Source organism: Thermomonas sp., assembly GCF_035369645.1.
Classification (GTDB): domain Bacteria; phylum Pseudomonadota; class Gammaproteobacteria; order Xanthomonadales; family Xanthomonadaceae; genus Thermomonas.
Window position 1 is genome coordinate 1 of record NZ_DAOOUM010000039.1, and the last position, 26,649, is coordinate 26,649.

Here is a 26,649-nt window from a genome sequence, read left to right on the forward strand (position 1 = left end):
CGGTGCAACCGGGCGATGTAGTGGTGATCCGCTACGAAGGCCCGAAGGGCGGGCCGGGCATGCAAGAGATGCTGTACCCCACCAGTTATCTGAAATCCAAAGGACTGGGCAAAGCCTGCGCCTTACTCACCGATGGACGCTTTTCCGGCGGCACCTCGGGCCTGTCGATTGGGCATGTTTCACCAGAAGCGGCCGCTGGTGGCGCGATTGGTTTGGTGTGCGAGGGCGACCGCATCCACATCGATATTCCTGCGCGCAGCATCACGTTGCTGGTGCCGCAAGCCGAGTTGGCCGCACGCCGCGCCGCGCAAGACGCACAAGGCTGGAAGCCCGCACAACCACGCACGCGCAACGTCAGTCTGGCGCTGAAAGCCTACGCACTGCTGGCCACCAGCGCCGACAAGGGCGCGGTGCGTAACCGCGCGTTGCTGGAGGGCTGAGGCAGCGTTGATCACGCGTGGTTTACAGCACCTGCGGCGGCTGCCCACCGATAATCACCACATCGGCGGGGCGGCGTGCAAATAGACCTACTGCGACCACGCCTGGGATCTGATTGATGGCGCGTTCCATCGCCACTGGGTCGGTGATGGCCAGATTGTGGATGTCGAGGATCACATTGCCGTTGTCGGTGATGACGCCATCGCGCCACACCGGCTGGCCACCGGTCAGCTCTAGAATTTTGCGTGCGACAAGGCTGCGTGCCATCGGGATGACTTCCACCGGCAACGGGAATTTACCCAGCACCGGCACCTGCTTGGACGGATCGACAATGCAGATAAAGCGCTCGCTGGCTTCGGCAATGATTTTCTCGCGGGTGAGTGCGGCACCGCCACCTTTGATCAGGCATTTGTTGGGGTCACATTCGTCGGCACCATCCACATACAGGGATAACGGGCCAGCGGCATTGAGGTCGATCACGTCGATGCCGTGCGATTTTAGGCGCGCGGTGCTTTGCTCGGAGCTGGACACCGCGCCTTGGATGCGGTCTTTCCATGCCGCCAATGCGTCGATGAAATACGCCACGGTGGAGCCGGTGCCCACGCCCACGATCATGTTGTCTTCAACGTATTGAATGGCTTTTTCGGCGGCGAGTTTTTTGGCTTCAGACATAGGGGGTGCACCAGGTTCAAGGGGAGAGGGTCAGGGCTGTTCCAAGCCCAGCAATAGTTTCCATTGCGCGGATGTCACCGGAAACACCGACAGCCGGCTGCCGCGTGCGGTCAGCGCAAAGCCTTCACCCAGCGTCTCGGCGTGTTGGCGGATTTCTTCCAACGCAATGACCTGCTTGAACTTGCGTTCAAACGCCACATCGACCAAGAACCAGCGCGGGGTTTCGGGGGTGGCTTTGGGGTCGAAATAGTGGGACTTCGGGTCGAACTGGGTGCTATCGGGATAGGCATGGCTGGCCACGCGGGCCAGCCCGGCAATGCCGGGGACTTTGCAATTGGAGTGGTAGAACAGCACGCCGTCGCCCACCTGCATGCCGTCGCGCATGAAATTGCGCGCTTGGTAATTGCGCACCCCATTCCACGGCTCGGTGCCGACGCGGGCAAGGTCATCAATCGAAAATGCATCCGGCTCCGATTTCATCATCCAATAGCGTTTGCGTGGGCTCATGCGTGATCCTCGCGGAAGTAGGTGGCGTTTTCGCAGCAAATGGCATCCATCCGGATATCCCAGTGTGCGGGGGTAATCGCGTCGGTGTGTTGCGCGGCAAAGCCAACGCCGACCAGCCAGGGTGGGGCTGGTTGGGTGTTGCGGAATGCAAAGCTGCGGTCATACCAGCCACCGCCCATGCCCAAGCGGTTGCACTGTGCATCAAAGCCGACCAAGGGCAGCGCGACCAGCGCCATGTCGGCGGGTAATAAAGCGGCATCGGCGGTGACATCGGGTTCGGGGATGCCGTAGCGATTGGTCACCAGCGGGTCACCGGCGCGCCACGGCGCAAACCGCAGGCTGCCATCCGGATGCAGGATCGGCAGGCAATAAATCAGGCCTTTGGGTAAGCGCAATTGCAAGGCGTGCAGGCCAATTTCACCATCGTTGGCCCAGTAGCCAGCCACATACCCTGTCGCGGGGAAAAAGGGCAGGGCAAGCACGCGCGCGGCCAAGGCATCGGCCGCCTGGATGCGTTGCTGCGCAGGCAGTGCGCGGCGGCGTTCACGAAGGGTGGTGCGTAGGGTTTTGCGCAGCTCGGCGCGGTTTGAGGGCGGGCTCACGCAGCAAAACCTGAAGCAGGAAGGAAATGTCTCCGCTGTGGCGATGCGAGCGAAACGACCTTGAACCCGGGGTTCAAGTGGGAACGCGTGCTGGCCATCGGGCTTTCCGCTCGGGGCGGACTTGCACTCCCGGTCAGCAGTGCGTCCCCGCGGTCGCAATTAAGGGACAAGGCGAATGTTGCGCGCGCCGTCGCTCACAGCAGAGGACGTGGCCAGTATAACCCGCCATGTGCTGCGGGTGCCGCCGCTGGTCAGCTGAATAGCTGCGATGTGGGCGCGGGTGACGCAGTCATTGCGCCAGCAACAAGTCAAGCTTGTGGTTGGCGGCATCAAGCAATGCGAACGGGTCGCCGCCGGCTGCGGATGCCGCACCCCGCGTGGGGTTTTGCTGCAATTCGTGGGCAAGATTGAGCGCGGTTAACACCGCCAGCCGATCGGGTGCAACCATCTTGTTGTTGCCGCGTAGCTCGCGCATGCGCGCATCCAGCATGCGTGCGGCGGCGGTCAGTGAATCGCGTTCGGCCTCGCTGACGCCCACGGTGTATTCGCGATCCAAAATCCGAACGGTGACCGGCGCGCTCATGTGTGTTGCTCCAACGATTTCAAGCGGCCAATCATCGCCTCGACCCGGCTGCGTGCTTGTTCTTGTTTCCCAAGCAGCTGCGCGCGTTCATTGCCCAACTGCTCGACCTGTTGCCGCAGGCTGCGGTTTTCATCGTGCAGGCGTTGCATGCGGATGCCAAGCAGGTCGATGCGTGCCAGCAGCTTGTGCAGTTCACTTTGCAAGTCGCGCTCATTCATCCGCCCACCTTAGGCAGGCGTCGGGCTTGGGTCAAGTTAGGCGGTGACGGCGTCGCGTCGGTTTTGGGCATCCAGCAAGAAGTGCAGGCAGGCGTCGGCTTCCATTGGGGATGAAATCAAGAAGCCCTGCGCGGCGTCGCATTGCTGCTGATGCAAGAAAGTGAGCTGATCGGGGGTTTCAACACCTTCTGCCACCACCAGCAGGCCCAGTGCCCGCGCCATGGCAATGATGGTGGTCGTGATGGTGGTGTCTTCGGTGGTACCGGTCAGCTGTAGCCCATCGATAAAGGCCTTGTCGATCTTTAGCGTGTTGATGGGCAGGCGATGCAGGTACGCCAGTGAGGAATAGCCGGTGCCGAAATCATCCACGGCAATCGAGACACCCATTTGACGGAAAGCTTGCAGGCGCTCGGTGGCCTGGTCGGCATTGGCCATCAGCATGCTTTCGGTCAATTCCAGTTCCAGTGCGCTGGGCGGCAGCCCACTATGTTCAAGCGCAGTACTAACCGCTTGGGTGAGATCGCTACGCAAAAATTGCAGCGCGGAAACATTCACCGACACCGATAAATTTGGGTGGACCCCGGCGCGATGCCAAGCAGCCAAGGTGCGGCAGGCTTCTTGCAGCACCCATTCACCGATGGGGATGATGGCACCGCATTCTTCGGCCAAAGGGATGAATTGGTCGGGCGGGATTGGCCCGTGTTCGGGGCTGTTCCAGCGCAGCAGGGCTTCTACTGCATCGATGCGGCCATCGGCCAACACTTGCTGGGGTTGGTATACCAAGTGCAGCTCGCCGCGTTCCACCACCCGCCGTAGCGCCGTGGTCAGGTATGCGCGCCGGCGTAGATCCACGGCCATGCTGTCGGTGTAGCACATCCAGCTGTGTTTGCCGGCAGCCTTGGCGTGATACATCGCGGTATCGGCGTATTTGAGCAAATCGGTAGGGACTTGCGCATGTTCGGGGAACAGGCTGATCCCAATCGAAGGCGTGATGGTGAATTCAACCCGGTCATCCAGCCGTAGGGGGCTGTCGAACGCAGTCAAAATACGCTGGGCGCAGGCGGCGGCTTCATCGGCACCTTGCACGTTTTCCAGCAAGGCGGTGAATTCATCACCACTGACACGGGCCACGGTTCGATCTTGCCCCACCACCTCTTGCAAGCGTTGCGCCGCTGCACGCAACACACGGTCGCCGGTGGCATGCCCCAGTGAATCATTGACGTCTTTGAAGTTGTCCAAATCAAGAAACAACAGGGCCAATTGGCTGCCGTGTTGGCGTGCATTGACGATGGCGCGGGATAGGCGTTCGGCCAGTAAGTTGCGATTGGGCAGGCCAGTCAAGGTGTCGAAATTGGCCAGAAAACGCAGTTCTTGCTCGATCCGATGGCGGTCGGTGATGTCGTTGGCCACCAGCACATAGAGCGGTGATGCCTGTCCGGGTTGATCAATTTGGTTGCACTGCATCGCGCACAGCACCTGGCTGCCGTCCTTGCGCTGCTGCCACATATTGCCGGTCCAGTTGCCGTGGCTGCGCACCGTGGCACGAACATCGACATAAAACTGTGGGTCGTGGCGCGGGGAGTTGATCAGCGCGGCGTCCTTGCCGATTACTTCCGTGGGTGCGTAACCACTCATTTGGCTGAAGGCCGGGTTCACTGTGACAAAGTGGAAATCCGCATCCAGCACGGCGACCGATTCCGCCATGCTGTGCATCACCTTGGCGGCGATTTGGCGTTGGCTTTCCAATTCGCGGTGTGAGTCGATATTGCGTGCCGTCCCGGCAATACGCACGACGTGGCCATCGCTGGCGTGCTCGATCGCGCGCCCGCGGAGCAGCATCCACTGCCATTGCCCATCGTCCCCGCGCATGCGGTGTTCGGATTGAAAGATGGGGGTTTGCTGTTGCAAATAGTCGCGCAGACGTTGCTTCACGATGTCGATATCGTCCGCATGGATTTGCGGGTCGCTATCAAGTGCGCTGAATACCACCAAGTCATTGGCTTGGTCTGGGAGTACGCGCGTGGTTTCCAGTTCGCGGGTGCGCAAATCGTACTGCCAGTACAACTCGTTGGAGGCCCATAGCGATAAACGCAGGTGTTGCTCACGCTCACGTAAGGCAATGAGGTGGTCGCGCTGCAAGCGTTCGCGGCGGCGGTGGCCGGCAATGGTGGCTCCGGCCAAGACCAAGACCAACACCGCGAGCACCAACAGCAAGTAATGACTGGCCGGGAGATCCCCGGAGACCGCAAACACGGGCAATGGCAACAACAGCAACAGCGCGCTGCTGAGCAGTTTGCATGTTCCAAGTTTGACCGTTTTCCCCATGCGGGGAGTGTAGGCACGGAGAGGGCAGGACAACAAGCGGGCGGCGATTGCTACACTCGCGTGTCCCCTAGTCAAGGTGGTGAGTGTGAGCGAGCAGGTGTTGCCCGACTGGAGTGAGGTGGTATTTGCCGCCGAACGGCTGGCGTTGGCCAGTAGTCCGGCAGAATTACACGGTGGCCTGTGTGGCTGGTTGGCAGCGGGCGGTGCCAATGTGGCGGATTGGCCCGCGCGGGTGATGGTGGACCCAGCATTGCCAGCACCGACAGCAGGTGACGCGCTGGATCGTTTGCGCACGGTCAGTAGCCAGCAGCTGGCAGACCCAGATTTTGGCTTTCAATTGTTGCTGCCCGAAGATGAGTTGGTCAGTGTGCGTGCAACGGAGCTGTTTGCGTGGTGCCGTGCATTTCTGGGTGGTTTTGGCTTGGCGCTGGGTAACACCACATTATCCGAAGATGCACAGGAAGCATTGGCCGATCTGGCCAACTTGGGCGGTGCGCAGCTGGATGATGGTGCACAGGAAGATGACGAGGAAGCGCTTGCCGAAATCGAAGAATACCTGCGCATGGCCGTGCTGTTGTTGCACGCCGATTGCGTATTGGGTGGCGAGCACAGGCAGCGCCTGCATTGACCTTTGGGGTGAGCGATGAGCGATCGCAAATCGTTTGCGCGGCGGCGCAAGCAATTGATGCAGGCGGCAGGGGATGGGGCGATCTTGATTTTGCCCGCTGCGCCCGAGCGTGTGCGTAGCCGCGACACCCATTACCCCTATCGGCAAGATTCCGATTTTTGGTACCTGACTGGCTGCGATGAACCCGAGGCGGTCTTGGTGCTGGTGCCGGGGCGTAAGCATGGCGAGGCAATTTTATTTTGCCGCGAGCGCGATCTGGAGCGTGAAGGTTGGGATGGGCCACGGCTGGGACCAGAAGGCGCGGTAGATGCACTCGGGTTGGATGATGCCTACCCGATTGCCGATATCGACGACATCCTGCCCGGCTTGCTGGAAGGCCGCCGGCGTGTGCATTACCACCTTGGGCGCGATCCCGAGTTTGATCTCAAGTTGATTGGCTGGATCAACCGTGTGCGCGCGCAAGTGCGGCAGGGCGCGCAGCCGCCGCAGGAGTTTTTGGAATTGGGCCATTTGCTGGATGAGCTGCGGCTCTTCAAATCGGCCGATGAAATTGCGCTGATGCAACAGGCCGCCGATATCAGCGTGGAGGCGCATCGTGCGGCGATGCGTGCGGCGCACGCGGGGGTTTACGAGTATCAATTACAGGCGGAATTGGAATACGTGTTCCGCAAACGTGGTGCGCAGCCGGCCTATGCCAGCATTGTTGGCAGTGGGGGCAATGCCTGCGTGTTGCACTATCGCAGCAATGCATCCAAAACCCGCAATGGCGAAATGGTCTTGGTCGATGCCGGTGCCGAAGTGCACGGTTACGCTGCTGATATCAGCCGCACATTCCCCGTCAATGGACGCTTCAGCCCGCCGCAACGCGCGTTGCATGATGTGGTGTGCGCGGCGCAAGCGGCCGCATTGGCGCAAGCACTGCCGGGGCGGCCCTATGCCGCCGGGCATGACGCTGCGGTGGCGGTTCTGGCCGAAGGCTTACTGTCATTGGGCTTGTTGCAGGGTAGCTTGGCGTCGGTGCTGGCAACGGGCGAATACAAGCGTTTTTATCGCCACAAAACCGGGCACTGGCTGGGGCTGGATGTGCACGATGTGGGTGAATACCGCATCGACGGGCAATCGCGCGTATTGGAGCCGGGGATGGTGTTCACCATCGAGCCGGGGTTATACATTCCGCCGGATGATGTGTCGGTGCCAGCACAGTGGCGCGGCATTGGCATTCGCATCGAAGATGACGTGTTGATCACCCGCGACGGCCCGCGTGTATTGACCGCGGCACTGGAGCGCAGTGCCGAGGCTGTGGAAGCGCTGATGGCGCGGTAAGTGACCGCGCATCGCAAGGTTATTGCGCGGCAAATGCTTCGCGGGTCAAGTTGATGGGGGCATCTTCGGTGCACACCACATCGTCTTCGATGCGAATGCCGCCATACGGCTTGAATGCCTCCACACGCGTCCAGTTCACGGCATCACTCAAACCTTTGGCTTTGAGTTCCTCTAGCAACATATCGATGAAGTAAATACCCGGCTCGATCGTCACCACCATGCCCGGGGCTAGGGTGCGGGTCAGGCGCAGGTAGGGGTGACCGTTGGGCTTGGCGATGGTGCCGCCGCTGTCCGAGGCCGCAAACCCCGCCACATCGTGCACTTGCAAGCCAATCCCATGGCCGATGCCATGCGGAAAAAAGGCGCTGGACACACCACGGGCCACGGCGTCTTCCGGGGAAATATTGAGCACGCCAGCATCGTGCAGCACGCCAGCCAGCAACAGGTGTGCTTCAAGATGGATCTGCGCGTAATCGGTGCCGGCACGCACCCGGTCACACAGGGTTAATTGTGCGGCATCAACAGCGCGAATCATCGCCGCAAATTCATCCTCTTGCGCGGAGTAGGTACGGGTGATGTCGCTGGCATAGCCGCCATAGCTGGCGCCGGCGTCGATCAAAAAGCTGCGCACAGGCTTGGGTGGCAGGCGGTGACGGTCGGTGTAATGCAGCACCGCGCCGTGTTCGTTGAGCGCCACGATATTGCCGTAGGGCAAATCATTGGCGTCTTGTCCGGCGGCTTGGCAATACGCAAGGTGGATGCCGAACTCACTGGCGCCGGCGCGGAAGGCGCGCTCGGCAGCGCGGTGTGCACGCGCGCCGATGCGGCTGGCCTGCCGCATCATTTCGATTTCGTAGGGTGTTTTGAACGCGCGGTGGTAATCCAAGTAGTGAAGTACCGCAGTCGGGTTGTTGGGGATGTAGTCACCTAGCGCGCTTTGCGGTTCACCGAGAATTGCGCAGGTGGCAATGTCGTGGGGTAGGTGTGCCAGTGCCTCGTCGGGCGTGCGGATGATGCTGATATCCACGTGCTCCACCCAATAGCCGCTGGGGGCAGCGGGCACTACATGCCAGTAATCATGTGGCTGCAAGAACAACAATCGGGGGCGCTGGCCGGGGCGAATATGCAGCCAGCTGCCGGGGGTATGGGTCAGCGGCAGCCACGCTTTGAATTGCGGGTTGACCGCATAGGGGTAATCGCGGTCGTCAAATGCCTGGTAATGCAGCATGCCACTGGGGATCAACAAGTGCTCGAACCCGCCGCGCTGCAAGGCTTCGGCGGTGCGTGCTAGCAGGGTATCGAGGTGCTGTGGGTACAGAGTTGCAAGCGAGGCAGTGGACATGGGGAAGCGCCGCAGTTGGGGTGTCCAATTGTCGCGCATTGACCGGCGCGATGCAGCGCGGAAGACGTGCATCGCGGCGCAGGTTGGGTTGGCTGAGCTTAGGTGTTAGGTGGCCGGTTGTGTGGTCCACAGGCGCAAGCGGTGCGCGGCGTCGCGGGACAGCCCCAAAAAGCGCATGCCAACCCAATAGTGGCCGGGGGCATGGCCGCGTGCCTGCCACAGCACATGCGCCCCAGTGGTGATGGCGTGCGCGGGACTAGGCTCGTCGGGCAGACTGAAGCGCAGTTGGAACAGCGCGTCTTCTGGCAGATTGCGGTTGGCAATGAGCAGCATGCCACCGGAAGACAGATTGCCCAGATGGCCCACCACGTCTTCGGTGATGGTGTCGATGACATCCACGATGCCGGGCACCGCACGGCGGGGTTGGCGGCGCGACTCAATCCCCATGGCGGGCCTCCGGGTTTTGCGGGTCGGCATCGTGACCAAACTTCTGCAGATTATCCATGGTGGTATTCCATGCGGCCTCGGTGGGGGAGGCATCGTCCACGAGCAGGCGCATTTGGCCGGCGGCCAGCTTGCGTGACAATGAATCCAGATCGTCATTGGCGATGCGCTGGCCGCGTCGGTTGACCACCAAGATTTGACCGGTTTGCGCACTCACCCATGCCAAGCGGAAGCGATGGCGCTGCCCGTGCTCGTTTTCGACTTCCATCCACGCAGGTTGCTCTAAGTTGCGCAATGCTTCCTGTGCAGCTTGTTCTTGCGCGGACAGTGGCGTGCCGGCATTTGCATGCGGGGTGATCTGCTCCTCCCCCAGACGCGATTGGGTGCCGTATTTCGAAAGCAGGGCTTGGCAGGAATCGGCAGTGATGGTGCTGCCATTGGCCAAGTGCTGGGTAATGGCATCGGCACCTTCGGCGTGATAGCCCACTTGCTCCAGCGAGGCGCGCATGCATTCGATGTCGGCCGCTTGCAGAGGGGCGCTGGAGGCATCGGTGCAGGTGTCGATGATATGCGTGGTGACTTCCAGTAACTGATGCCAAGCATCGGAATGGTCACCACTGCGCAGATGTGCCAGCGACAGCACATCCACCCATGCCTGTTCCAACAATGCAGTTTGAAACTCCGGCAAATTACGGCCTTGGGTGCGGCGGGCGATTTCGATTTGCGCACGGTGGCGGGCGACTTCGAGTTTTTCGCGGCCACGGGCGGCTTCCACCTGCCGGCGCTCGGCCATCTCGGCCTTGCGGGTCAGCGCCTGCAAGCCCGATTGCAGTGTCTTGTTGGCATCGATGAAAGTATCAACCGTGCAGTCGGGTTCTTGTTGAATGGTCATCACTGCACGCTGCAACAGCCCCAGCCATTGCGGGTCGAGGTCTTCTTCCGGCAACCAGTTGGCACCTGCCTGCGAGACTGAATTCAACAACTGTCGGGCTGGATGGTTGGCATCGACAAAAAAACTTTGGTCGCGCAGCGCCATTTGCAGCAAGGGCAACTTCAGTCGATCCACCAAGCCTTCCCCCACGCTGGCTTTACGCAAGTTACCTTGCAGTTGATTGACGAACATCACCAGTAAGTCGAAGGTGTCATTGTCGGCCTGCGACAGTGCAACGCCATGCCCCTGCAATTGGCGGGCTTGTGCCAGCAGGATTTGCCGATAGTCGTTCAAGGAGTCGGCGGTGACTTTGCCTGTGCGCATGCGGCGCAGGCCGGCCAACACGTCGTCGTGTTGCAGTGGCTCGCGGGTGCGCTCATCGCGGGCACCCGGTCGCAATTTGCTGAGTAAGCCGCGGCGCTGATTGAGCAGTGCTTGCAGGTTGCTGAAACCATCCACGGTGGCGGTTGCAGCCGATACCGACGAATCGAATGCGGGGGCTGGTGATGCGGGGCTATCGCTAGGACTGGGATGACGCATTGGCACGGTTTCAAACACGGGAGGCGGGGTTGTGGGTGCCTCGGAAGTAGTTGCCGGTGCTGCCGATCCCGGGCGTACCCGCACTGGTACGAAACTCAGATGCGGCAGGATGTCGTCTTCGATCAGGCGATTGTTGAGCGCCTCCAATAACGGCGGATAGAATTCGACCATGGTGCGCTCAAACTGTTGGAACAGTTGCAGCGTGGCGTAGCGTGACAAGGTCAGCGCCGAGGCCGCCTCGGCCAGTGCGTGGCATAGCGCATAGGGGCCCAGAGGGAGGTGTTCCCCTTCAAATGCCGGCGCGCCGGCCAACACACCTAGGCGTAAGCCCAGCAGTTGCAGCCCCAGACTATTGCGCGCCTCCATACGGCTGGCCATGTTGTCCAAGGTTGCGTCGTCGCTGATTTCGTCGTCATCCAGCAAGCGCAATTCCACCGTGGGCGGTTCATCGGCCAGCGTTTCGGTGTGCGGGCGGCGCTGGCTTAGCAGATCGGCCAGGCCATGTTCCAAATGGGTCATGTACGCCCGCACAAATGTTCTGGAACCGGCACCCAGACTGCGAATGGAAACCAGCCGAGCCTCTTCCAATTTGGGGTCACCGCCAGGTGGGGTGCGTGCCAGCACCAATTCGGCATCGTGCATGAGCATGGGCAGCTGTTCATCCAGCGCCTTGTGTGCTTCCGCCAGCAGGTGCTCAAGTGCTTGTCGCGTGCGTCGTGGTAGACGTGCATTGGCCAGCGTCAGTGCTGGGTCGCCAGTCTGGGTGGTGGGTGGTGCAATGGCCATGTGCGCCCCTGAACGCTGGCAAGAATGTGCATGGTATGCGCGATGCGACTGCGCCTCAATCCGTGCCGGTGGTCACGAAACCTCGGGGTGAATGCGTCAGTCCAAAAACAGGCCGATCACGTCATTGGTGAAGCGGCGCCCCAGCTCGGTGGGGCGTAGCCAGTCGGGGTCGGGCTCCAGCCAGCCGCGTGCGTGCGCCTCCGCCAATTTGCTGGCAATCGCCGCGCGTGGCAGCCCCGTGCGAGCCTCGAACGTGGCCAGCGGCACGCCCTCATTCAGGCGCAGCGCGTTGAGCATGAAGTCGAACGGCAGCCGCTGTGCGCTCAAATAGTCATCCCCACCGATGGCCGCTGCGGTGCCGGCCTTGGCCAGATAGTCGGTGGGGTGTTTGCACTTCCAGCGGCGCAGCACTTGCTGGCTGGCGCCCAAGGTCAATTTGCCGTGGGCACCGGCACCGATGCCCAGATAGTCGCCGAATGTCCAGTAGTTGCGGTTGTGCTGGCATTGCCGGCCGGCGCGGGCGTAGGCGCTGACCTCGTATTGGGCAAACCCTGCATCCGCCAGCCGCGCTTGGCAGGCTTCTTGGATGTCCCACGCCGTATCCATGTCGGGGATGCCGGCTGGTGGCCGCGCCGCAAACGTGGTGTTGGGCTCCAAAGTCAGCTGGTAATGACTGAGGTGGGTGGGTTGCAGTGCTAGTGCGCATTCGATATCGCGCAGCGCCATCGGCAAGGTTTGCTGCGGCAGTGCGTACATCAAGTCCAGATTGAAATTATCGAAGCCGGCATCCTGCGCGGCTTTCACCGCGCGCAGGGCATCGCCACTGCTGTGGATGCGGCCCAGCCGCTGCAAGCAGCCGTCATCAAAACTTTGCACACCAAAACTCAAGCGATTGATGCCAGCGGCAAGATAGCCGGCAAATGGGCCGTGCTCCACCGTGCCGGGGTTGGTTTCCAGTGTGATTTCGGCATCGGGCGCAAACCGCAGCCGGGCGCTGGCCTGCTGCAAAAACCGGTCGATGGCCGCGGGCGGGAACAATGAGGGCGTGCCGCCGCCAAAAAATACGCTATGCACCACCCGCCCCCACACCAGTGGCAGGTCAAACTCCAAATCTTGGATCAGTGCATCCACATAGGCGTCGATCGGCAGTGCGCCCTTGGCCGCATGCGAGTTGAAATCGCAATACGGGCATTTGCGCACGCACCACGGCAGGTGCACGTACAGCGACAGTGGCGGCGTGGTCAGCATGTGCGCAACTGTTCACGCAGGTGTGCCAGCGCTAGCCCGCGATGGCTATCGCGATTCTTGACATCAGCAGCCAGCTCCGCCGCGCTGCAGCCGTGCTGCGGCGAGAAAAACACCGGGTCATACCCAAACCCGTGTGTGCCTGTGCGCGTATGCAGAATGCGGCCTTCCCACACACCCTGCGCAAGTAACGGCAGCGGGTCATCGGCATGCCGCACCAAGGCCAGCACGCAGACAAAGCGCGCGCTGCGTTGGGCGTCGTCAAGGTGGCGAAGTTCGGCCAGCAGTTTGTCGATATTGGCCTGGCTATCACCCTGCGCACCGGCATAGCGCGCCGAATACAGTCCGGGCGCACCGTGCAGAGCATCCACACACAGGCCGGAGTCATCGGCCAGCGCGGGCAGGCTGCAGGCACGGGCGGCGTGGCGGGCTTTTAGGATGGCGTTTTCGACGAAGGACAGCCCGGTTTCTGCGGCATCTTCGATGCCAAATTCAGACTGCGCGTGCAGATCAAACCCGTCCCCCAGCAAGGCGCGCAGCTCGGCCAGCTTGCCGGTATTGCCACTGGCCAGCACCCATTTCACTGCGCCAGCGCTGCCTGTTGTGCGGCAAACAATTCGCGGCAGCCGGCTTCGGCCAGTGCCAGCAGCGCATCGAGTTCGTCACGGCGGAAGGCATGGCCCTCGGCGGTGCCCTGCAATTCGATGAAGCCACCACCGTCGTTCATCACCACGTTCATATCGGTGTCGCAGTCGCTGTCTTCGGCATAGTCCAGATCCAGCACCGGCACCCCGCGATAGATGCCGGCCGATACCGCCGCCACTGCGCCAAAAATGGGGTTGCGCTTGATCTCGCCACGCGCCATCAGCAGATTGACCGCATCCACCAAGGCGACATAAGCGCCGGTAATGGCGGCGGTGCGGGTGCCGCCATCGGCTTGCAGGACATCGCAATCCAGCGTGATGGTGCGCTCGCCCAGCAAGTTGCGGTCCACGCAGGCGCGCAGGCTGCGGCCAATCAAGCGCTGGATTTCTAGCGTGCGCCCACCCTGCTTGCCGCGTGCAGCTTCGCGGTCACTGCGGGTATGCGTAGCGCGTGGCAGCATGCCGTATTCGGCGGTCACCCAGCCCTCGCCCTTGCCGCGCAAAAACCCGGGCACGCGGTTTTCCACGCTGGCGGTGCACAGTACGCGGGTATCGCCAAAACTCACCAACACCGAGCCTTCGGCATGGCGGGTGAAGCTGCGGGTGATCGCAACCGGACGCAATTGGTCAGCGGTGCGGCCACTGGGGCGGGTGCTGTGGGAAGCAGGAGTCATTTCTGAAAACCGACAATCAACGGGGCGCTAGATTACCATTCGCACTTTGATGGCTTTGGATGTCGCATGATCCGCAGCATGACCGCATTCGCCGCCGGCGAGCGCAGCACAGATGCAGGCGTCTTGGCCTGCGAACTTCGCGCGGTGAATCACCGTTTCCTTGAACTTGGCTTGCGCCTGCCTGATGAGTTGCGCGCATTCGAAGCGCAGCTGCGTGAGCGGGTGGCAGGCAGGGTGTCGCGTGGCAAGCTGGATCTGGTGCTGCGCTTGCGCAATACCGGCGGTGGCGATGCGCTGCAAGTGGACGAGGCGTTGCTGGCGCGGCTGGGTGATCTGGCGCAGCGGCTAGATACCCGCTTCCCGCGCTTGCAGGTGCAATTCACTGAATTACTGCAATTTCCGGGTGTGGTACAAGCGCGTGGTGTGGATGTCGATGTCTTGCAGCGGGAGGTATTGGCCTTGCTGGATGGGGTGTTGGACGATTTTGTTGCCGCCCGCGAGCGCGAAGGCGGCAAGTTGGCGCAGGTTATTGCCGAACGCGCCGATGCCATCGAAAAGATCGCCGCCGACGTGCGTGGCTTGGTGCCGCAGATTCGCGTTGGGCAACGGCAAAAGCTGGAAGCGCGCTTGCATGATCTGGGTACCGCACTCGACCCCGGCCGCCTGGAGCAGGAACTGGTGATCTGGCTGCAAAAACTCGATGTGGATGAAGAGCTGGATCGGCTGGATAGTCACCTTGCGGAATTGCGCCGCATTCTCAAGGGCGGCAAGGACGCGGTGGGGCGGCGTCTAGATTTTTTGCTGCAAGAATTCAACCGCGAAGCCAATACCTTGGGCAGCAAATCGGTGGACGCCCGCACCAGCAATGCGGCGGTTGAACTGAAAGTGCTAATCGACCAGATTCGCGAACAAATCCAGAATATCGAGTAAGCCATGCGCGGAACCCTTTACATCGTTGCCGCGCCGTCGGGTGCGGGCAAATCCAGCATCGTCAATGCGGTGTTGGCGCGTGACCCGAATATCCGGTTGTCGATCTCGTTTACCTCGCGTCCGCCGCGTCCGGGCGAGCGCCACGCCGAGCACTACAATTTTGTCACCGCAGCCGAGTTCGAGGCGATGGTGGCCGCCGGGGATTTTTTTGAACATGCCCGGGTGCACGGCGACTGGAAAGGCACCGCACGGCAATCGGTGGAGCCGTACTTGGCGCAGGGCCGCGATGTGTTGCTGGAAATCGACTGGCAGGGCGCACGTCAGGTGCGGGCGATGATTCCGGATGCGGTCAGCGTGTTTATTCTGCCGCCCTCACGCGCGGCACTGGAAGAACGCATGCGCAAGCGTGGGCAGGATTCGGAGGCGGTCATCGCGCAGCGTCTTGCCGCTGCACGCGAGGAAATGAGCCATTACGGCGAGTTCGATTACGTCATCGTCAATGAAGTGTTCGAACTGGCGGTGGCTGAAATGTGCAGCATCTTCACCGCCAGCCGGTTGCGCAAAGATGCGCAGGTGGCGCGACATGCACGCTTGCTGACCTCGCTGCTGGCGGACCCGGAAGGCGAGTTTTGATCCGGCATTTCTGTGGCGGGTTGCGGCTATGTGATTGATTTTCAAGGACGATGCTTGCGTATAAGGACGTCTACCGCTAGAATTTCCGGTTCCTCGTACTTATTGGCGGCACTGGCCGCAGGACAGACATGGCTCGTATTACCGTCGAAGACTGCCTGCAGGTGGTCGATAACCGCTTCGAACTCGTGATGATGGCATCCAAGCGCGCGCGCCAACTGGCCGGCGGCGTGGAGCCGAAGCTGGACAACAGCGAGTCCAATGACAAACCCACGGTGCTGGCGTTGCGTGAAATTGCCGCACGTGCAATCGACACCAGCTTCATTGACTCTGTGGAAAAGGCCGAGCGTGAGCGCAAAGAGCGCGAGGCGCTGGAATGGGCTGCTGCAGAAGTTGTGGCTGCCGATGACGACATGAAAGGCGATGATTGATTGCAGCACGGGTGCGTGACTGCACCGTGGTGGCATCAAGGCGGCCCTGCGGGGCCGCTTTTGTTTTACGGATGGCAATGAAATTCGTTTGCGACTACGCAGCGGCAAGGTTAGGCTCGCTGCATGACTTCCGATGATTCCGCACTTACTACCCCTGCCGTCGCGCCCACCCCAGCGGCGGTGCCGGACTATGTGCAGGCATTGGAACGTGCCGCAGCTTATTTGAGCGAGGCCCAGCGCGCGCAGTTGCGGCAGGCGTGGGCGATCGGCGCGGCGGCGCATGCCGGGCAAACCCGCAAATCCGGTGAGCCTTACATTACTCATCCGGTTGCGGTAGCGCAGGTGCTGGCCGAACAAGGCTTGGATGTGGAAACCTTGGTGGCCGCGGTTTTGCACGACACCATCGAAGACACCCCACTGACCCGTGCCGATATCGCCACACAGTTTGGCGAAACCGTGGCTGAGTTGGTGGACGGTGTCACCAAATTGGACAAGTTGAGTTTTGCCAGCCGCCAGGAAGCAGCGGCAGAAAGTTTCCGCAAGATGCTGTTGGCGATGTCGCGTGATTTGCGTGTGATCTTGATCAAGCTGGCTGATCGTCTGCACAACATGCGCACACTGGGGGCGCAATCGGCCGAAGCGCGCCGCCGCATCGCGATCGAAACGCTGGAAATTTTTGCCCCGATCGCACAGCGACTGGGGATGAACCTGATCAAGGCCGAGTTGCAAGATCTGGGTTTCCGTGCGCTGCACCCATGGCGACACGCGGTGATCGACAAGCGTATTCGCAGCCAACCGCTGTTGCGGCGCGAGGCCTTGGCCCAGATCGAAGCGAAATTGGCGCAGCGATTAGCGTTGGAAAAGCTCGAACACCAACTCGTCGGGCGGGTCAAAACGCCGTGGAGTGTCTATACCAAAATGCGCGGCCAGGGGCGCAGCTTTGATCAAGTGATGGATGTGTTCGGGTTTCGGCTGGTGATGGCCACCGTGCCTGACTGTTATCACGCCCTTGGGGTGGTGCATGCGGTGTACAAACCACTGGATGGGCGCTTCCGTGACTTCATCGCCATTCCCAAGGCCAATGGCTACCAGTCGCTGCACACCATGCTGTTTGGGCCGTATGGCTCGCCTATCGAAGTGCAGATCCGCACGCGTGAGATGAACCTGATCGCCGAGCGTGGCGTGGCGGCGCATTGGGCGTACAAGATGGGGGTCGAAACCGGTGGCAACAGCGCACAAACCCGCGCCGCCAGCTGGATTGCCAATCTGGTGGAAAGTCAGCGCGGCACCGGCTCATCGCTAGAGTTTTTGGAAAACGTCAAAGTCGATCTTTTCCCGGACGAAGTGTATTTGTTCAGCCCCAAGGGCGATATTTTGTCCTTGCCCAGGAATTCCACTGCACTGGATTTTGCATACGCGGTGCATACCGATGTTGGCAATCATGCGGTGACCGCGCGGGTGGATAAAAAACTGGCGCCGCTGCGCACCAAGTTAGTCAGCGGGCAGACCGTGCAAATTATCACGGCAAAATCCGCAGTACCCAGTACCCAATGGCTAGAATTTGTGGCAACCAGCAAGGCACGCACTGCCATCCGCCAACAACTCAAGCAGTTGGAGCACGAAGACGCGGTGCAGTTGGGACATTACATGTTGGATCGCGCGTTGGGTGCGCAGGGCACCGCGCTGGACAGAATCCCGATGCCACGTCTGGAAGCGTATCTTGCCGACAACCGCTATTCGCGATTGGAAGCATTACTGGCCGACATTGCGTTGGGCAACCGCATGCCCACACAGGTGGCCATGGCATTGGCGCAGGAACAGCAACAAGCGACCAAGCCAGGGGAGCGTCGCCCATCTGCACTACCGCAAGAACGCATTTTGATTACCGGTGCCGAGCGTGGCGTGATTAGTTTTGCGCAGTGCTGCATGCCGATTCCGCGGGATGAGATCATGGGCTATCACAGTGCTGGCAAGGGCATCGTGGTGCATCGTTTGGAATGCCCCAATGTGGCCGAGTTCCGGAAGTCCCCGGAGCGCTGGGTGGCAATTGGTTGGGATCGTGAAGTATTGGGTGACTTCGGCGTGGCGATTCGGGTCGAGGTGGAAAACCGCCCGGGGGTGCTGGCGCAAGTGGCGGCTGCCATTTCCAATGCCGATTCCAATATCGACCGCGTCGATTACCTGGAACGCGACAGCAATATCGCGGTATTGCGGTTTGGTATCGATGTTAGCGACAGCCGCCATTTGACCGAGGTGATTCGAGGTGTGCGACGTTTGCATGTGGTGCAGGACGTGCAGCGCTGTTAGTCGCACGGGTGCTGGTATCGGTGGTGGGGCGCAGGTCTTAGAATCACGCATCCAGCCTCACCCTCACTATGGAGTCACCATGCCACGTACCGCCATCCACACCGATGCCGCCCCCGCCGCCATTGGCCCGTACTCGCAGGCCACCCGCGCCGGCACGACGGTATTTTTCAGCGGTCAAATCCCGTTGGATCCTGCCACTGGCAACTTGGTGGACGGCGGGATCGAAGCACAGGCCCGCTGTGCCTTCGATAATCTCAAGGCCGTGTGTGCCGCCGCCGGTGGCACTCTGGACGACATCGTGCGGGTAGGCTTGTACCTCACCGACTTGTCGCAATTTGGCACGGTCAACGCAGTGATGGGGGAATATTTCACAGCACCTTATCCGGCGCGCTCCACCATTGAGGTGTCGGCCCTGCCCAAGGGTGCCGCGTTCGAGGTGGATGCAGTGATGGTACTGGGTTGAACCACTAGCGACGGATCAACACGCAACCGGTGCACTGCCGGCGCATTTCGACGGGCAGGCGCCCGGTCCAACGTTTGAAGGCGCGACGAAAGTCGCGCACATCGCTGAAGCCAACTGCGGTGGCAACCTGATCGATGGGTGCAGTGCTCTCGGCCAGTAGTTCGCAGGCGATGCGTTCGCGCACACCATCAAGCAGGGCACGGAAGCTGGTGCCGGCTGCGCTGAGCTGGCGGCGCAGGGTGCGCTCGGTTAGGTGCAGTTCGGCGGCAAGGTCGGTCAGCCGTGGCACCCCGGCAACCTGCAATTCCAGCCGCCGTTCGACCGCCGCCACAATGCCCGCTGGCGGCTGTTCCGATGGCATTTGTGCGTGACACAGCAGGGCAATTTGGTGCGCACTTTCGGGGTTGGCTGCAGGCATCGGCAGGCTTAGCCATTGATGCGCAATCACCACCCGAGTGTCGAGCCGGTTGAACAGGACCTCGGTATTCAGCGCCGTTGCGTACTGAGCGGCATAGGCTGGTGGTGAATAGGCTAACTCTACCCGCTCGTAACGAAAATCCTCACCCAGCATTGCCCTGCACAGATTCAGGCAGCTGGAGATCAGTTCCTCGCACAGGAAGGCTTCTAGCGCCGGTTCGTGGGTGCGCATGCGCATCGTCACGGCGATTCCAGCGGGGTCGTCCACCACCGCCAGATCGAGCAGTGCGCCGGTAATTGGGGCGAAACGAATGCCTGTGCGCAGTGCCTCACCAAAGTTGGGTGCGGTCAGCATGGCCAGTCCCAATAGGCCGAACTCGGCCAGCGATTGTCGGCTGCCCAAGGCCAGCCCGTGACCACTGCCTGGCAGCGCCTCCAGCGCGCATTGGATCAGGCGGCAGGCTTCGCGATAGGTGATATAGGGCGGTTGATTTGGATTTGCGAAATCCTGCGGCTGCACCCGCAGGCCGTTGAACCAAGGTGCCGAGGAGATCCCCAGTTCGCCGGCCCTGCGCAGCAAAGTGTCAACAATACCGCTGCGGATGTCAGCCTGGGCGGAGGCGGCAGAGGCAAGCTCAAGCGGGAATGTAGGCATGGTATCAGTTTGTCCGTTTCTCCCCTGATTCTAGGTCGAATATCCCCTAGGCGCGCTAGTTTCAGATAGAGACACTGGCGCGTCTCTTGGGGAGGATTGACCGAATGAAGCGGATGCGTCTGGGGTTGCTGATGGCAATGGGGCTGGGGCTGGCGGCGTGCCAGCAGAAATCGGTAGTGGCCGATCCGGCCTCGCCCATGGGCGAACAAGGGTTTGCCACTGTGTTGCGCAACAAGTTGCTGGACGCCAAGTCGGGTGACGTGATCGAAGTGCCGGCCGGTACCTTCCACTTCGACCGCAGCCTCAGTCTGCGCGTCGATGGTGTGACCTTGCGCGGGCAGGGCATGGGCAAGAGTGTGCTCAGCTTCAAAGGCCAGAAGACCGGGGCGGAAGGATTATTGGTGAATGCCAATGGCTTCACCTTGGAGAATCTGGCGATTGAAGACAGCAAGGGCGACGGCTTCAAGATCAGCCAAAGCGAGAACGTCACGATTCGCGGGGTGCGCGTGGAATGGACGGGCGGGCCGAAGACCAGCAATGGGGGATACGGTTTGTATCCGGTGCTGTGCAAGAACGTGCTGATCGAGCACTCGGTGGCGATCGGTGCTGCCGACTCCGGCATCTATGTTGGCCAGTCGCGTGACGTGATCGTGCGCAACAGTCGTGCCGAGCGCAACGTAGCGGGTATCGAAATTGAAAACACGGTCAATGCCGATGTCTATGACAACGTAGCAACCGGTAATACCGGAGGTATTTTGGTGTTCAACATGCCGGCCCTGACCCAGCAGGGCGATGCGGTCCGGGTGTTTCGCAACAAGGTGGTTGAAAACAACCATGAAAACTTCGGTGCCAAGGGCACGCCGGTGGCCAGCGTGCCGGCCGGGAGCGGCGTGGTGATCAACTCGAATGACAATATCGAGATCTTCGATAACGACATTACTGGAAACAAGACCGCCAACATCATCATTTCCAGCGTGTATTCCACCGGCTACAAAGACGATAAAGCTTCGGGTGAGTTTGACCCCTACCCGGAACGCATCTACGTGCATGACAACCGCCTGTCGGGCGGCGGCGATGCGCCGGATGGCCTTGACCTGAAAGCACTCAAGCTGGCGTTGTATGGATTGAATGGACATATGCCGGATGTGCTATTTGACGGTTACGTCAATCCACAGCGTAAGGAAGGGCCGCAAATCTGCCTGCATGGCGTGTCCGGTGTCGTGAATGCCGATGGTCCTGGTGGCTACAAAAACCCGAGCAAGGACGGCAAGCCCTTCGACTGCACGCTGCCGGCGCTGCCGGCGGTTGATCTGAAACGCGGTTGATGCCGATGCGACGCATAGTTACCGCGCTGGGATTAGCGCTGTTGGCGGCGTGTACGCGCGCGCCTGCACCGGTGCAGTTTTTTGCTGAGGGTATGCCGGAACGTCTGTCTGACTGGAACGTGGTTTACGTTGCCGACAACCGCTTGCATCTCAATGCGCGGGTTCAGCCATACACACTGGATTCGCCGTTATTCACCGATTACGCGCATAAGCTGCGCACAGTGTGGATGCCAGAAGGCAAAGCGGCTCACTACCAGCCGGTGGATGCGCTGGACTTTCCGGTTGGCACCATCATCAGCAAGACCTTCTACTATCCTGTGCCCGACGGAGGGCACAATGGCGACGTGGTGCTGCGCACCGCCGATACCGGCCCCGAGCCGGATGGGGGGCTGGCGCTGAACAAGGTGCGGCTGGTAGAGACGCGGCTGCTGGTGCGGCGCGAGGCTGGCTGGATCGCACTGCCCTACGTGTGGAACACCGAGCAGACCGAGGCGCGGTTGATGCGCAGTGGTGAGTTGCTGCCGCTAACCCTGCTTGCCGCCGACGGCAGCAAGGAACAGGTGGATTACGCCGTGCCGGACGAGAACCAATGCGCTGGCTGCCACGGTACCGACTTGAAGTCGAAGGCGATCTTCCCGATTGGCCCGAAGGTGCGCCACCTCAACCACGATGCGACGTATGCAGGGCGCGCAGAAAACCAGCTCGCGCATTGGCAGACGCTTGGGTATTTGACGGGCGTGCCGGCCGGTAATTTGCCAAAGAACCCGGCGTGGGATGACCCTGCCGCCAGTCTGGACGATCGCGCGCGTTCATATCTGGATATCAACTGCGGACATTGCCACAGTCAGAAAGGGGCGGCACGCACTTCGGGCATGTGGCTGGATGCCACCACCCACGATTTGCTGCGACAAGGGCGTTGCAAGCTGCCCATTGCAGCGGGCCAAGGCACCGGCAACCGGCCGTGGGACATCGTGCCCGGCAAGCCGGACGACTCGATCCTGCCGTATCGGATGGGCAGTAATGATCCGGGCGTGATGATGCCGGAGTTGGGGCGCAGCGTGGTGCATGCGGAAGGGGTGAAACTGATTCACGATTGGATTGCAGCAATGCCTGCGCAGGACTGTGGGCGTTGATCAAACGGGGGCATTGGCGATGCGCAAGATTGTCGATGGCGTTGAAAATTAAGGGGAGATGATGAAAAACAACCGACTGACCTATGGAATTCGCCGCGTTTTGCTGGCCTCGCTACTGGCGTCTGCGACATTGTCTGCGCAAGCACAGAACAAACCGCAGGACGCCGCGCCGGGTAACAAAGATGCGACCACCCTCGACCGGATCGTGGTCACGGCACAGAGTCGCGAGCAACAATTGCAGGACGTGCCGATTGCGTTGCAAGTGGTGGATGCCAGTACGATAGACACCACTGCGGCCGCCACCTTGGGGGATCTGGATAGCTTCATCCCTGGCCTTGATGTCAGCGACAGCCAAGCCACCCAGACCCGCTTCAAGTTGCGCGGTCTGAGCACCGACGATTTCGGTATCGGCACCGACCCCACCGTGGGTGTGTATGTGGATGGGGTGTACGCCGGGCGCGGCGGCGGTACCGTGCTGCCGTTCCTCGACGTGGAGCGCATTGAAGTGTTGAAGGGGCCGCAGGGTACCTTGTTCGGCCGCAACACCGCCGCCGGGGCGATTTCCATCATCACCCGCCGGCCAACGCAGGAAAACGAAGGCCGCGTGCGCGTGCGCTTTGGGAACGATGGCACGCGTCACATTGACGGCACCTTCAACGTGCCGATCAATGACGCTATGGCATTGCGCGTCAACGCATTGCATGATGAAACCGATGGTTGGCTGCGCGACGATGCAACCGGCAAGTCACTCGATGATGGCCGCAATGATGCGCTGCGGGTGGCCTATCGCTGGGACATCAGCGACAGCACCCGGTTGTTGTTGAGCTGGGATCACGAGAAGCTTGATCAGCGCTCACGCCCGACGATCGGCATCGTTGCCCTTGATCCTGTCAGTGGTCTGCCTGAATTTCCGGCCAATCCATCGCACTATCGCAACCCTTTTGACATGCCGGCCTATACCGACGTCGCCGGCAACAATGAGCGGCGCGACTTCGATGGCAGCACGCTGCAGATCGAACATGACTTCGAATGGGGTCAGCTGGTATCCACCACCGCTTGGCGTCACTACAAGACGATGAACCGCACCGAGGAGGACGCCACCAACCGGCAGTACCTCTACATCGACACCAATAACGTCGAGAACAACACCACTTGGTATCAAGAACTCAAATTTAGTGGCACCACCGACCGTTTGGATTGGGTGGCCGGCGCGAGCTGGTTCAAGGAGAACGCGAAGCAGAATAGCATCGTGGATCTAAACAGCAGCAGTGTGGATACGGCGGCGATGTACGCGCTGGGGGTGCCGATCTTCAGCGTGCTGCAGATGGTGGCGGATATGTACGCGGTGCCGGTACAGCTGCTTGGCAATCCGTGGACCGAGTCCTACGACAACACGCTGCATTCCACCGCGTATGCAGCATTCGGTGACGTGATTTGGCATGCCACCGACAAGCTCAATCTGACCTTCGGGCTACGCTACACCCGTGATCAGAAAACATTCACTTGGTATAACGGTTATCACACTGCCGATGCGCTGAATGCCGCACTACAGGTGCTGGATCAGGCGGGTATTTTGGCGGCAGTTGGTCAGGATGCGGGCATGCCGCTTAGCGCACAGATGCTGGCCGGAATGGATCTGGCTTTTCAAGATCCCATCTCGATGGCCAATAAAGGCGTACTCAATCGCGCTGCCAATAGCTGGAGTGATTTCAGCCCGCGCTTCGTGATTGATTACCACCTGTCTGATAGCACCATGGCGTTTGCCTCCTTAGCCAAGGGCTATAAAGCCGGCGGCTACAACGCGTTCTCACCCGGCGCACATTTCAAGAATGAAGATGTCTGGAATTTCGAAACCGGCATCAAACGTTCGCTGGATGGTGGACGCTTGCAGTTCGAAGCATCGGCCTATCACTACAAGTACAACAACCGGCAAGCAATCTGGCTGGATACCACGCCGGTAGTGCCGCGCTACGTCACCAATGTCAGTGACCTCACCGCCACCGGCGTCGAATTCAGCGCGCGCTGGTCCCCCACCAAGGCACTGCAGCTTGACTTTAATTTAGGTTGGATCGATTCCACCTATGACCGCTACATCACCCCTGAGGGTTTTGACCTGTCTGGCAAGCCGACCGGTGAGCCAAAGTTCTCTTACGCACTCGGCGGCAGTTATCGTTTCGAGCTGAATGATGCCGGCAGCCTGACGTTGTCGGCTCGGCATGGCTACCGCGGCGCGTCACGCTGTAATGATGCGTCCTCCACGCAAGGCAATTGTGGGCGTTATCCGGCATTCCGGATTGGCGGCGCAACCAACCGCACTGATCTGTTCTTGCAGTGGCGTTCGCCGCAGGAGGCGTGGAGCGTTGCGGCCTATGCCAACAACGTGTTCAATAATCGCTATGTCACAGGCCTGAACCAGTACGGCACCACGGTGTTTGGCACGGTAGGGGCCACCATCAGCGCGCCGCGTCATTACGGCCTGGAAGTGCAGTACCGCTATTGATTCGTGCCGTGACGGGCTAGCGCAATCGTGTGTACGCCGGCATCCTTACGGGATGCCGGCAGAGTCAATTCAAGCCATAACGGGTGCCGATACCCTCCTTTCCGTTCTTTCCGGCGTTGGCCCCGCGCTGCGCGAAAAGTTGGCGGCGCGCGGGTTATTGACCCTGCAAGATTTGTGGTTTCACCTGCCGCGCAGCTATGAGGACCGCACCGTATTGACGCCCATGTCGCTATTGCGCGCAGGCGTGGCAGCGCAAACCGAGGGTGTGGTGGAGTTGGTGGAGCGCAGTTTTCGTGGCCGCCCGGTGCTTAAAGTGGTCTTGGCCGATGCCGAAAATCAGCGTTTGACCCTGCGCTTTTTTCATTTCCGCGCCCAGCAGGTGGCGCAGTTTTCTAAAGGTACCCGCGTGCGGGTGTTTGGCACGCCGCGTGCGGGCCAGTTGGGTCTGGAAATCGTGCACCCCAGCTATCGCATTTTGGGCGAAGGCGAGCACGCGCTGAGTGCGTCGCTAGACCCCGTGTATCCAGAAATCGAAGGCATTAGCGCGGGCAGTGTGCGTAAGTTGGTGGTGCAAGCGTTGCAGCACCTCCCGGATGAGGAAACGTTAGAGTTGCTGCCGCAAACATGGCTGGAGGCATCGAAATTGCCTTCGCTGCGGCAGGCCATCTTGGTACTGCACCATCCACCGCACGATGCTGATGTCGCCGCGTTGCAACGTGGCCTGCACCCGGCGCAGCGCAGGCTGGCGCTGGAGGAAATGCTGGCACATCAACTGAGTTTGCGGCGGCAGCGGTTGGCCCTGCAAAGTGAGGGTACGCTGGCACTGCACGGGCATGAAGTGCTGGTGAAACAACTCGAAAAGAGCCTGCCATTTGCACTCACCAACGCACAGGCGCGGGTGTATGCGCAGCTGAAAACCGATGTGTGCCAACCCAAACCCATGCTGCGTTTGGTGCAAGGTGATGTGGGCTCTGGCAAAACCGTGGTGGCAGCGCTGGCGGCCTTGCTGGCGGTGGCCGATGGGCGGCAAGCCGCACTCATGGCCCCCACCGAACTCTTGGCTGAGCAGCACTTCAACAATTTCAAACAGTGGCTGGAACCACTGGGTTTGCAGGTGTGCTGGCTGGCCGGAAAAGTCACTGGCAAGGCCCGCGCCAAAGCACTGGAAGAGGTTGCCTCCGGTGCCGCGCAGGTCATCGTGGGCACCCATGCATTGATGCAAGAAAGCGTGACATTTCATGATTTGGCACTGGCCATCATCGATGAACAACACCGCTTTGGTGTGCACCAGCGGTTGGCGCTGCGTGAGAAAGGGCGCGGCAATATTCCGCACCAATTGGTGATGACCGCCACGCCCATTCCGCGCACCTTGGCGATGAGTGCCTATGCCGACTTGGATGTGTCCGCCATCGACGAACTGCCGCCCGGACGCACACCGGTGACCACGGTGGTGCTGTCCTCCGAACGCAGACCCGAATTGATCGAGCGCATCCACATCGCCTGTACCGAAGGGCGGCAGGTGTATTGGGTGTGCACCTTGATCGATGAGAGTGATGAGGTGCAGGCGCAAGCGGCACAGACCACGTTTGAGGCGCTGCAGGACGCGCTGCCTAGCGTGCGCGTCGGGCTGGTGCATGGCAGGTTGAAGGCTGCGGACAAGCAGGCCACGATGCAGGCATTCAAAACCGGCGAGCTAGATTTACTGGTGGCCACCACCGTGATTGAAGTCGGTGTGGATGTCCCCAATGCTTCACTGATGGTGATCGAAAACGCCGAGCGTCTGGGCCTGTCGCAATTGCACCAGTTGCGCGGGCGGGTGGGGCGCGGCAGCGCGGCATCCAGCTGCGTGCTGCTCTATCAACACCCATTGGGGCAAATCGCGCGGCAGCGGCTGGACACCCTGCGGCACACCAATGACGGCTTCGCCATCGCCGAAAAAGACCTAGAGCTGCGCGG

At 60.7% G+C, this 26,649-nt stretch carries 24 protein-coding genes, 1 other RNA gene and 1 pseudogene; 12 read left to right on the forward strand and 14 right to left on the reverse strand.

The annotated features are described in order from the left end of the window. Window positions 1-440: pseudogene (locus PK789_RS08505) on the forward strand (dihydroxy-acid dehydratase); the annotation flags it as partial. 22 nt (window positions 441-462) lie between these two features. Here PK789_RS08505 and rpiA read toward each other — a convergent pair. The 7 genes from rpiA to PK789_RS08540 form a co-directional block, all read right to left on the reverse strand. Then, a complete protein-coding gene (gene rpiA, locus PK789_RS08510; RefSeq protein ID WP_324308345.1) occupies window positions 463-1,110 on the reverse strand; it encodes a ribose-5-phosphate isomerase RpiA in 648 nt (215 codons plus the stop codon). 30 nt (window positions 1,111-1,140) lie between these two features. Continuing rightward, entirely contained in the window at window positions 1,141-1,617 is a 477-nt protein-coding gene (locus tag PK789_RS08515) for an EVE domain-containing protein (protein ID WP_324308346.1), read from the reverse strand. Continuing rightward, a complete protein-coding gene (locus tag PK789_RS08520; protein ID WP_324308347.1) occupies window positions 1,614-2,219 on the reverse strand; it encodes a 5-formyltetrahydrofolate cyclo-ligase in 606 nt (201 codons plus the stop codon). Before PK789_RS08520 ends, PK789_RS08515 begins: the two co-directional genes overlap by 4 nt. Window positions 2,220-2,244: 25 nt before the next feature. Beyond that, window positions 2,245-2,428, reverse strand: a non-coding RNA gene (gene ssrS, locus PK789_RS08525) — 6S RNA. Window positions 2,429-2,508: 80 nt separating this feature from the next. Then, a complete protein-coding gene (locus PK789_RS08530) occupies window positions 2,509-2,802 on the reverse strand; it encodes a cell division protein ZapA (RefSeq protein ID WP_503011932.1) in 294 nt (97 codons plus the stop codon). Beyond that, the gene (locus tag PK789_RS08535) at window positions 2,799-3,020 is read right to left on the reverse strand and encodes a TIGR02449 family protein (protein WP_324308348.1); all 222 of its coding nucleotides are present in this window, start codon (window positions 3,018-3,020) and stop codon (window positions 2,799-2,801) included. The genes PK789_RS08530 and PK789_RS08535 overlap by 4 nt, the downstream gene beginning before the upstream one ends. Before the next feature lie 36 nt (window positions 3,021-3,056). Beyond that, window positions 3,057-5,345 carry a putative bifunctional diguanylate cyclase/phosphodiesterase gene (locus PK789_RS08540; RefSeq protein WP_324308349.1) on the reverse strand — a complete coding sequence of 763 codons (2,289 nt, stop codon included), beginning with the start codon at window positions 5,343-5,345 and terminating at the stop codon, window positions 3,057-3,059. Between the two features lie 85 nt (window positions 5,346-5,430). Between PK789_RS08540 and PK789_RS08545 the strand changes: the two genes are divergently transcribed. Together PK789_RS08545 and PK789_RS08550 are read left to right on the forward strand one after the other, a co-directional pair. Further along, window positions 5,431-5,973 (forward strand): UPF0149 family protein, encoded by a 543-nt coding sequence (locus PK789_RS08545; protein ID WP_324308350.1) that lies wholly within the window; start codon window positions 5,431-5,433, stop codon window positions 5,971-5,973. Between the two features lie 15 nt (window positions 5,974-5,988). Continuing rightward, window positions 5,989-7,296: an aminopeptidase P N-terminal domain-containing protein gene (locus tag PK789_RS08550; RefSeq protein ID WP_324308351.1), complete on the forward strand. Its 1,308-nt coding sequence runs from the start codon at window positions 5,989-5,991 to the stop codon at window positions 7,294-7,296. A 19-nt stretch (window positions 7,297-7,315) separates the two neighbouring features. Here the strand turns inward: PK789_RS08550 and pepQ are convergent, their stop codons facing one another. The 6 genes from pepQ to rph all read right to left on the reverse strand — a co-directional run bounded on the left by pepQ (window position 7,316) and on the right by rph (window position 13,902). Next, window positions 7,316-8,638 carry a Xaa-Pro dipeptidase gene (pepQ, locus tag PK789_RS08555; protein ID WP_324308352.1) on the reverse strand — a complete coding sequence of 441 codons (1,323 nt, stop codon included), beginning with the start codon at window positions 8,636-8,638 and terminating at the stop codon, window positions 7,316-7,318. Window positions 8,639-8,743: 105 nt separating this feature from the next. Next, window positions 8,744-9,085, reverse strand: coding sequence for a PilZ domain-containing protein (locus PK789_RS08560; RefSeq protein ID WP_324308353.1), 342 nt, complete (start codon window positions 9,083-9,085; stop codon window positions 8,744-8,746). After that, entirely contained in the window at window positions 9,075-11,339 is a 2,265-nt protein-coding gene (locus PK789_RS08565; RefSeq protein ID WP_324308354.1) for a DUF1631 family protein, read from the reverse strand. Before PK789_RS08565 ends, PK789_RS08560 begins: the two co-directional genes overlap by 11 nt. Window positions 11,340-11,435: 96 nt before the next feature. Beyond that, window positions 11,436-12,587 (reverse strand): radical SAM family heme chaperone HemW, encoded by a 1,152-nt coding sequence (gene hemW / locus PK789_RS08570; protein ID WP_324308355.1) that lies wholly within the window; start codon window positions 12,585-12,587, stop codon window positions 11,436-11,438. Then, complete coding sequence (gene rdgB, locus PK789_RS08575; RefSeq protein WP_324308356.1) at window positions 12,581-13,168, reverse strand: RdgB/HAM1 family non-canonical purine NTP pyrophosphatase; 588 nt, start codon at window positions 13,166-13,168, stop codon at window positions 12,581-12,583. Before rdgB ends, hemW begins: the two co-directional genes overlap by 7 nt. After that, complete coding sequence (gene rph, locus PK789_RS08580; protein WP_324308357.1) at window positions 13,165-13,902, reverse strand: ribonuclease PH; 738 nt, start codon at window positions 13,900-13,902, stop codon at window positions 13,165-13,167. Before rph ends, rdgB begins: the two co-directional genes overlap by 4 nt. Before the next feature lie 66 nt (window positions 13,903-13,968). Between rph and PK789_RS08585 the strand changes: the two genes are divergently transcribed. From PK789_RS08585 to PK789_RS08605, 5 genes are all read left to right on the forward strand, one after another. Beyond that, entirely contained in the window at window positions 13,969-14,832 is an 864-nt protein-coding gene (locus tag PK789_RS08585; RefSeq protein WP_324308358.1) for a YicC/YloC family endoribonuclease, read from the forward strand. Window positions 14,833-14,835: 3 nt separating this feature from the next. After that, window positions 14,836-15,465 carry a guanylate kinase gene (gene gmk, locus PK789_RS08590; RefSeq protein ID WP_324308359.1) on the forward strand — a complete coding sequence of 210 codons (630 nt, stop codon included), beginning with the start codon at window positions 14,836-14,838 and terminating at the stop codon, window positions 15,463-15,465. A gap of 128 nt (window positions 15,466-15,593) precedes the next feature. Continuing rightward, window positions 15,594-15,893, forward strand: a complete 300-nt coding sequence (gene rpoZ / locus PK789_RS08595) for a DNA-directed RNA polymerase subunit omega (protein WP_324308360.1) — start codon at window positions 15,594-15,596, stop codon at window positions 15,891-15,893. A 123-nt stretch (window positions 15,894-16,016) separates the two neighbouring features. Continuing rightward, window positions 16,017-18,200: a RelA/SpoT family protein gene (locus PK789_RS08600; RefSeq protein ID WP_324308361.1), complete on the forward strand. Its 2,184-nt coding sequence runs from the start codon at window positions 16,017-16,019 to the stop codon at window positions 18,198-18,200. Window positions 18,201-18,279: 79 nt separating this feature from the next. After that, entirely contained in the window at window positions 18,280-18,663 is a 384-nt protein-coding gene (locus tag PK789_RS08605) for a RidA family protein (protein WP_324308362.1), read from the forward strand. A 4-nt stretch (window positions 18,664-18,667) separates the two neighbouring features. On the opposite strand, the gene PK789_RS08610 is transcribed toward PK789_RS08605, so the two are convergent. After that, a complete protein-coding gene (locus PK789_RS08610) occupies window positions 18,668-19,735 on the reverse strand; it encodes an AraC family transcriptional regulator (protein WP_324308363.1) in 1,068 nt (355 codons plus the stop codon). 104 nt (window positions 19,736-19,839) lie between these two features. Between PK789_RS08610 and PK789_RS08615 the strand changes: the two genes are divergently transcribed. The 4 genes from PK789_RS08615 to recG form a co-directional block, all read left to right on the forward strand. Continuing rightward, window positions 19,840-21,060, forward strand: coding sequence for a parallel beta-helix domain-containing protein (locus PK789_RS08615; RefSeq protein WP_324308364.1), 1,221 nt, complete (start codon window positions 19,840-19,842; stop codon window positions 21,058-21,060). Between the two features lie 5 nt (window positions 21,061-21,065). After that, window positions 21,066-22,193 (forward strand): SO2930 family diheme c-type cytochrome, encoded by a 1,128-nt coding sequence (locus PK789_RS08620; RefSeq protein ID WP_324308365.1) that lies wholly within the window; start codon window positions 21,066-21,068, stop codon window positions 22,191-22,193. Window positions 22,194-22,254: 61 nt separating this feature from the next. Continuing rightward, window positions 22,255-24,693, forward strand: a complete 2,439-nt coding sequence (locus PK789_RS08625; protein ID WP_324308366.1) for a TonB-dependent receptor — start codon at window positions 22,255-22,257, stop codon at window positions 24,691-24,693. 52 nt (window positions 24,694-24,745) lie between these two features. Then, window positions 24,746-26,649: ATP-dependent DNA helicase RecG (recG, locus tag PK789_RS08630; RefSeq protein WP_324308367.1), on the forward strand; the 1,904-nt coding region annotated here is incomplete at its 3' end.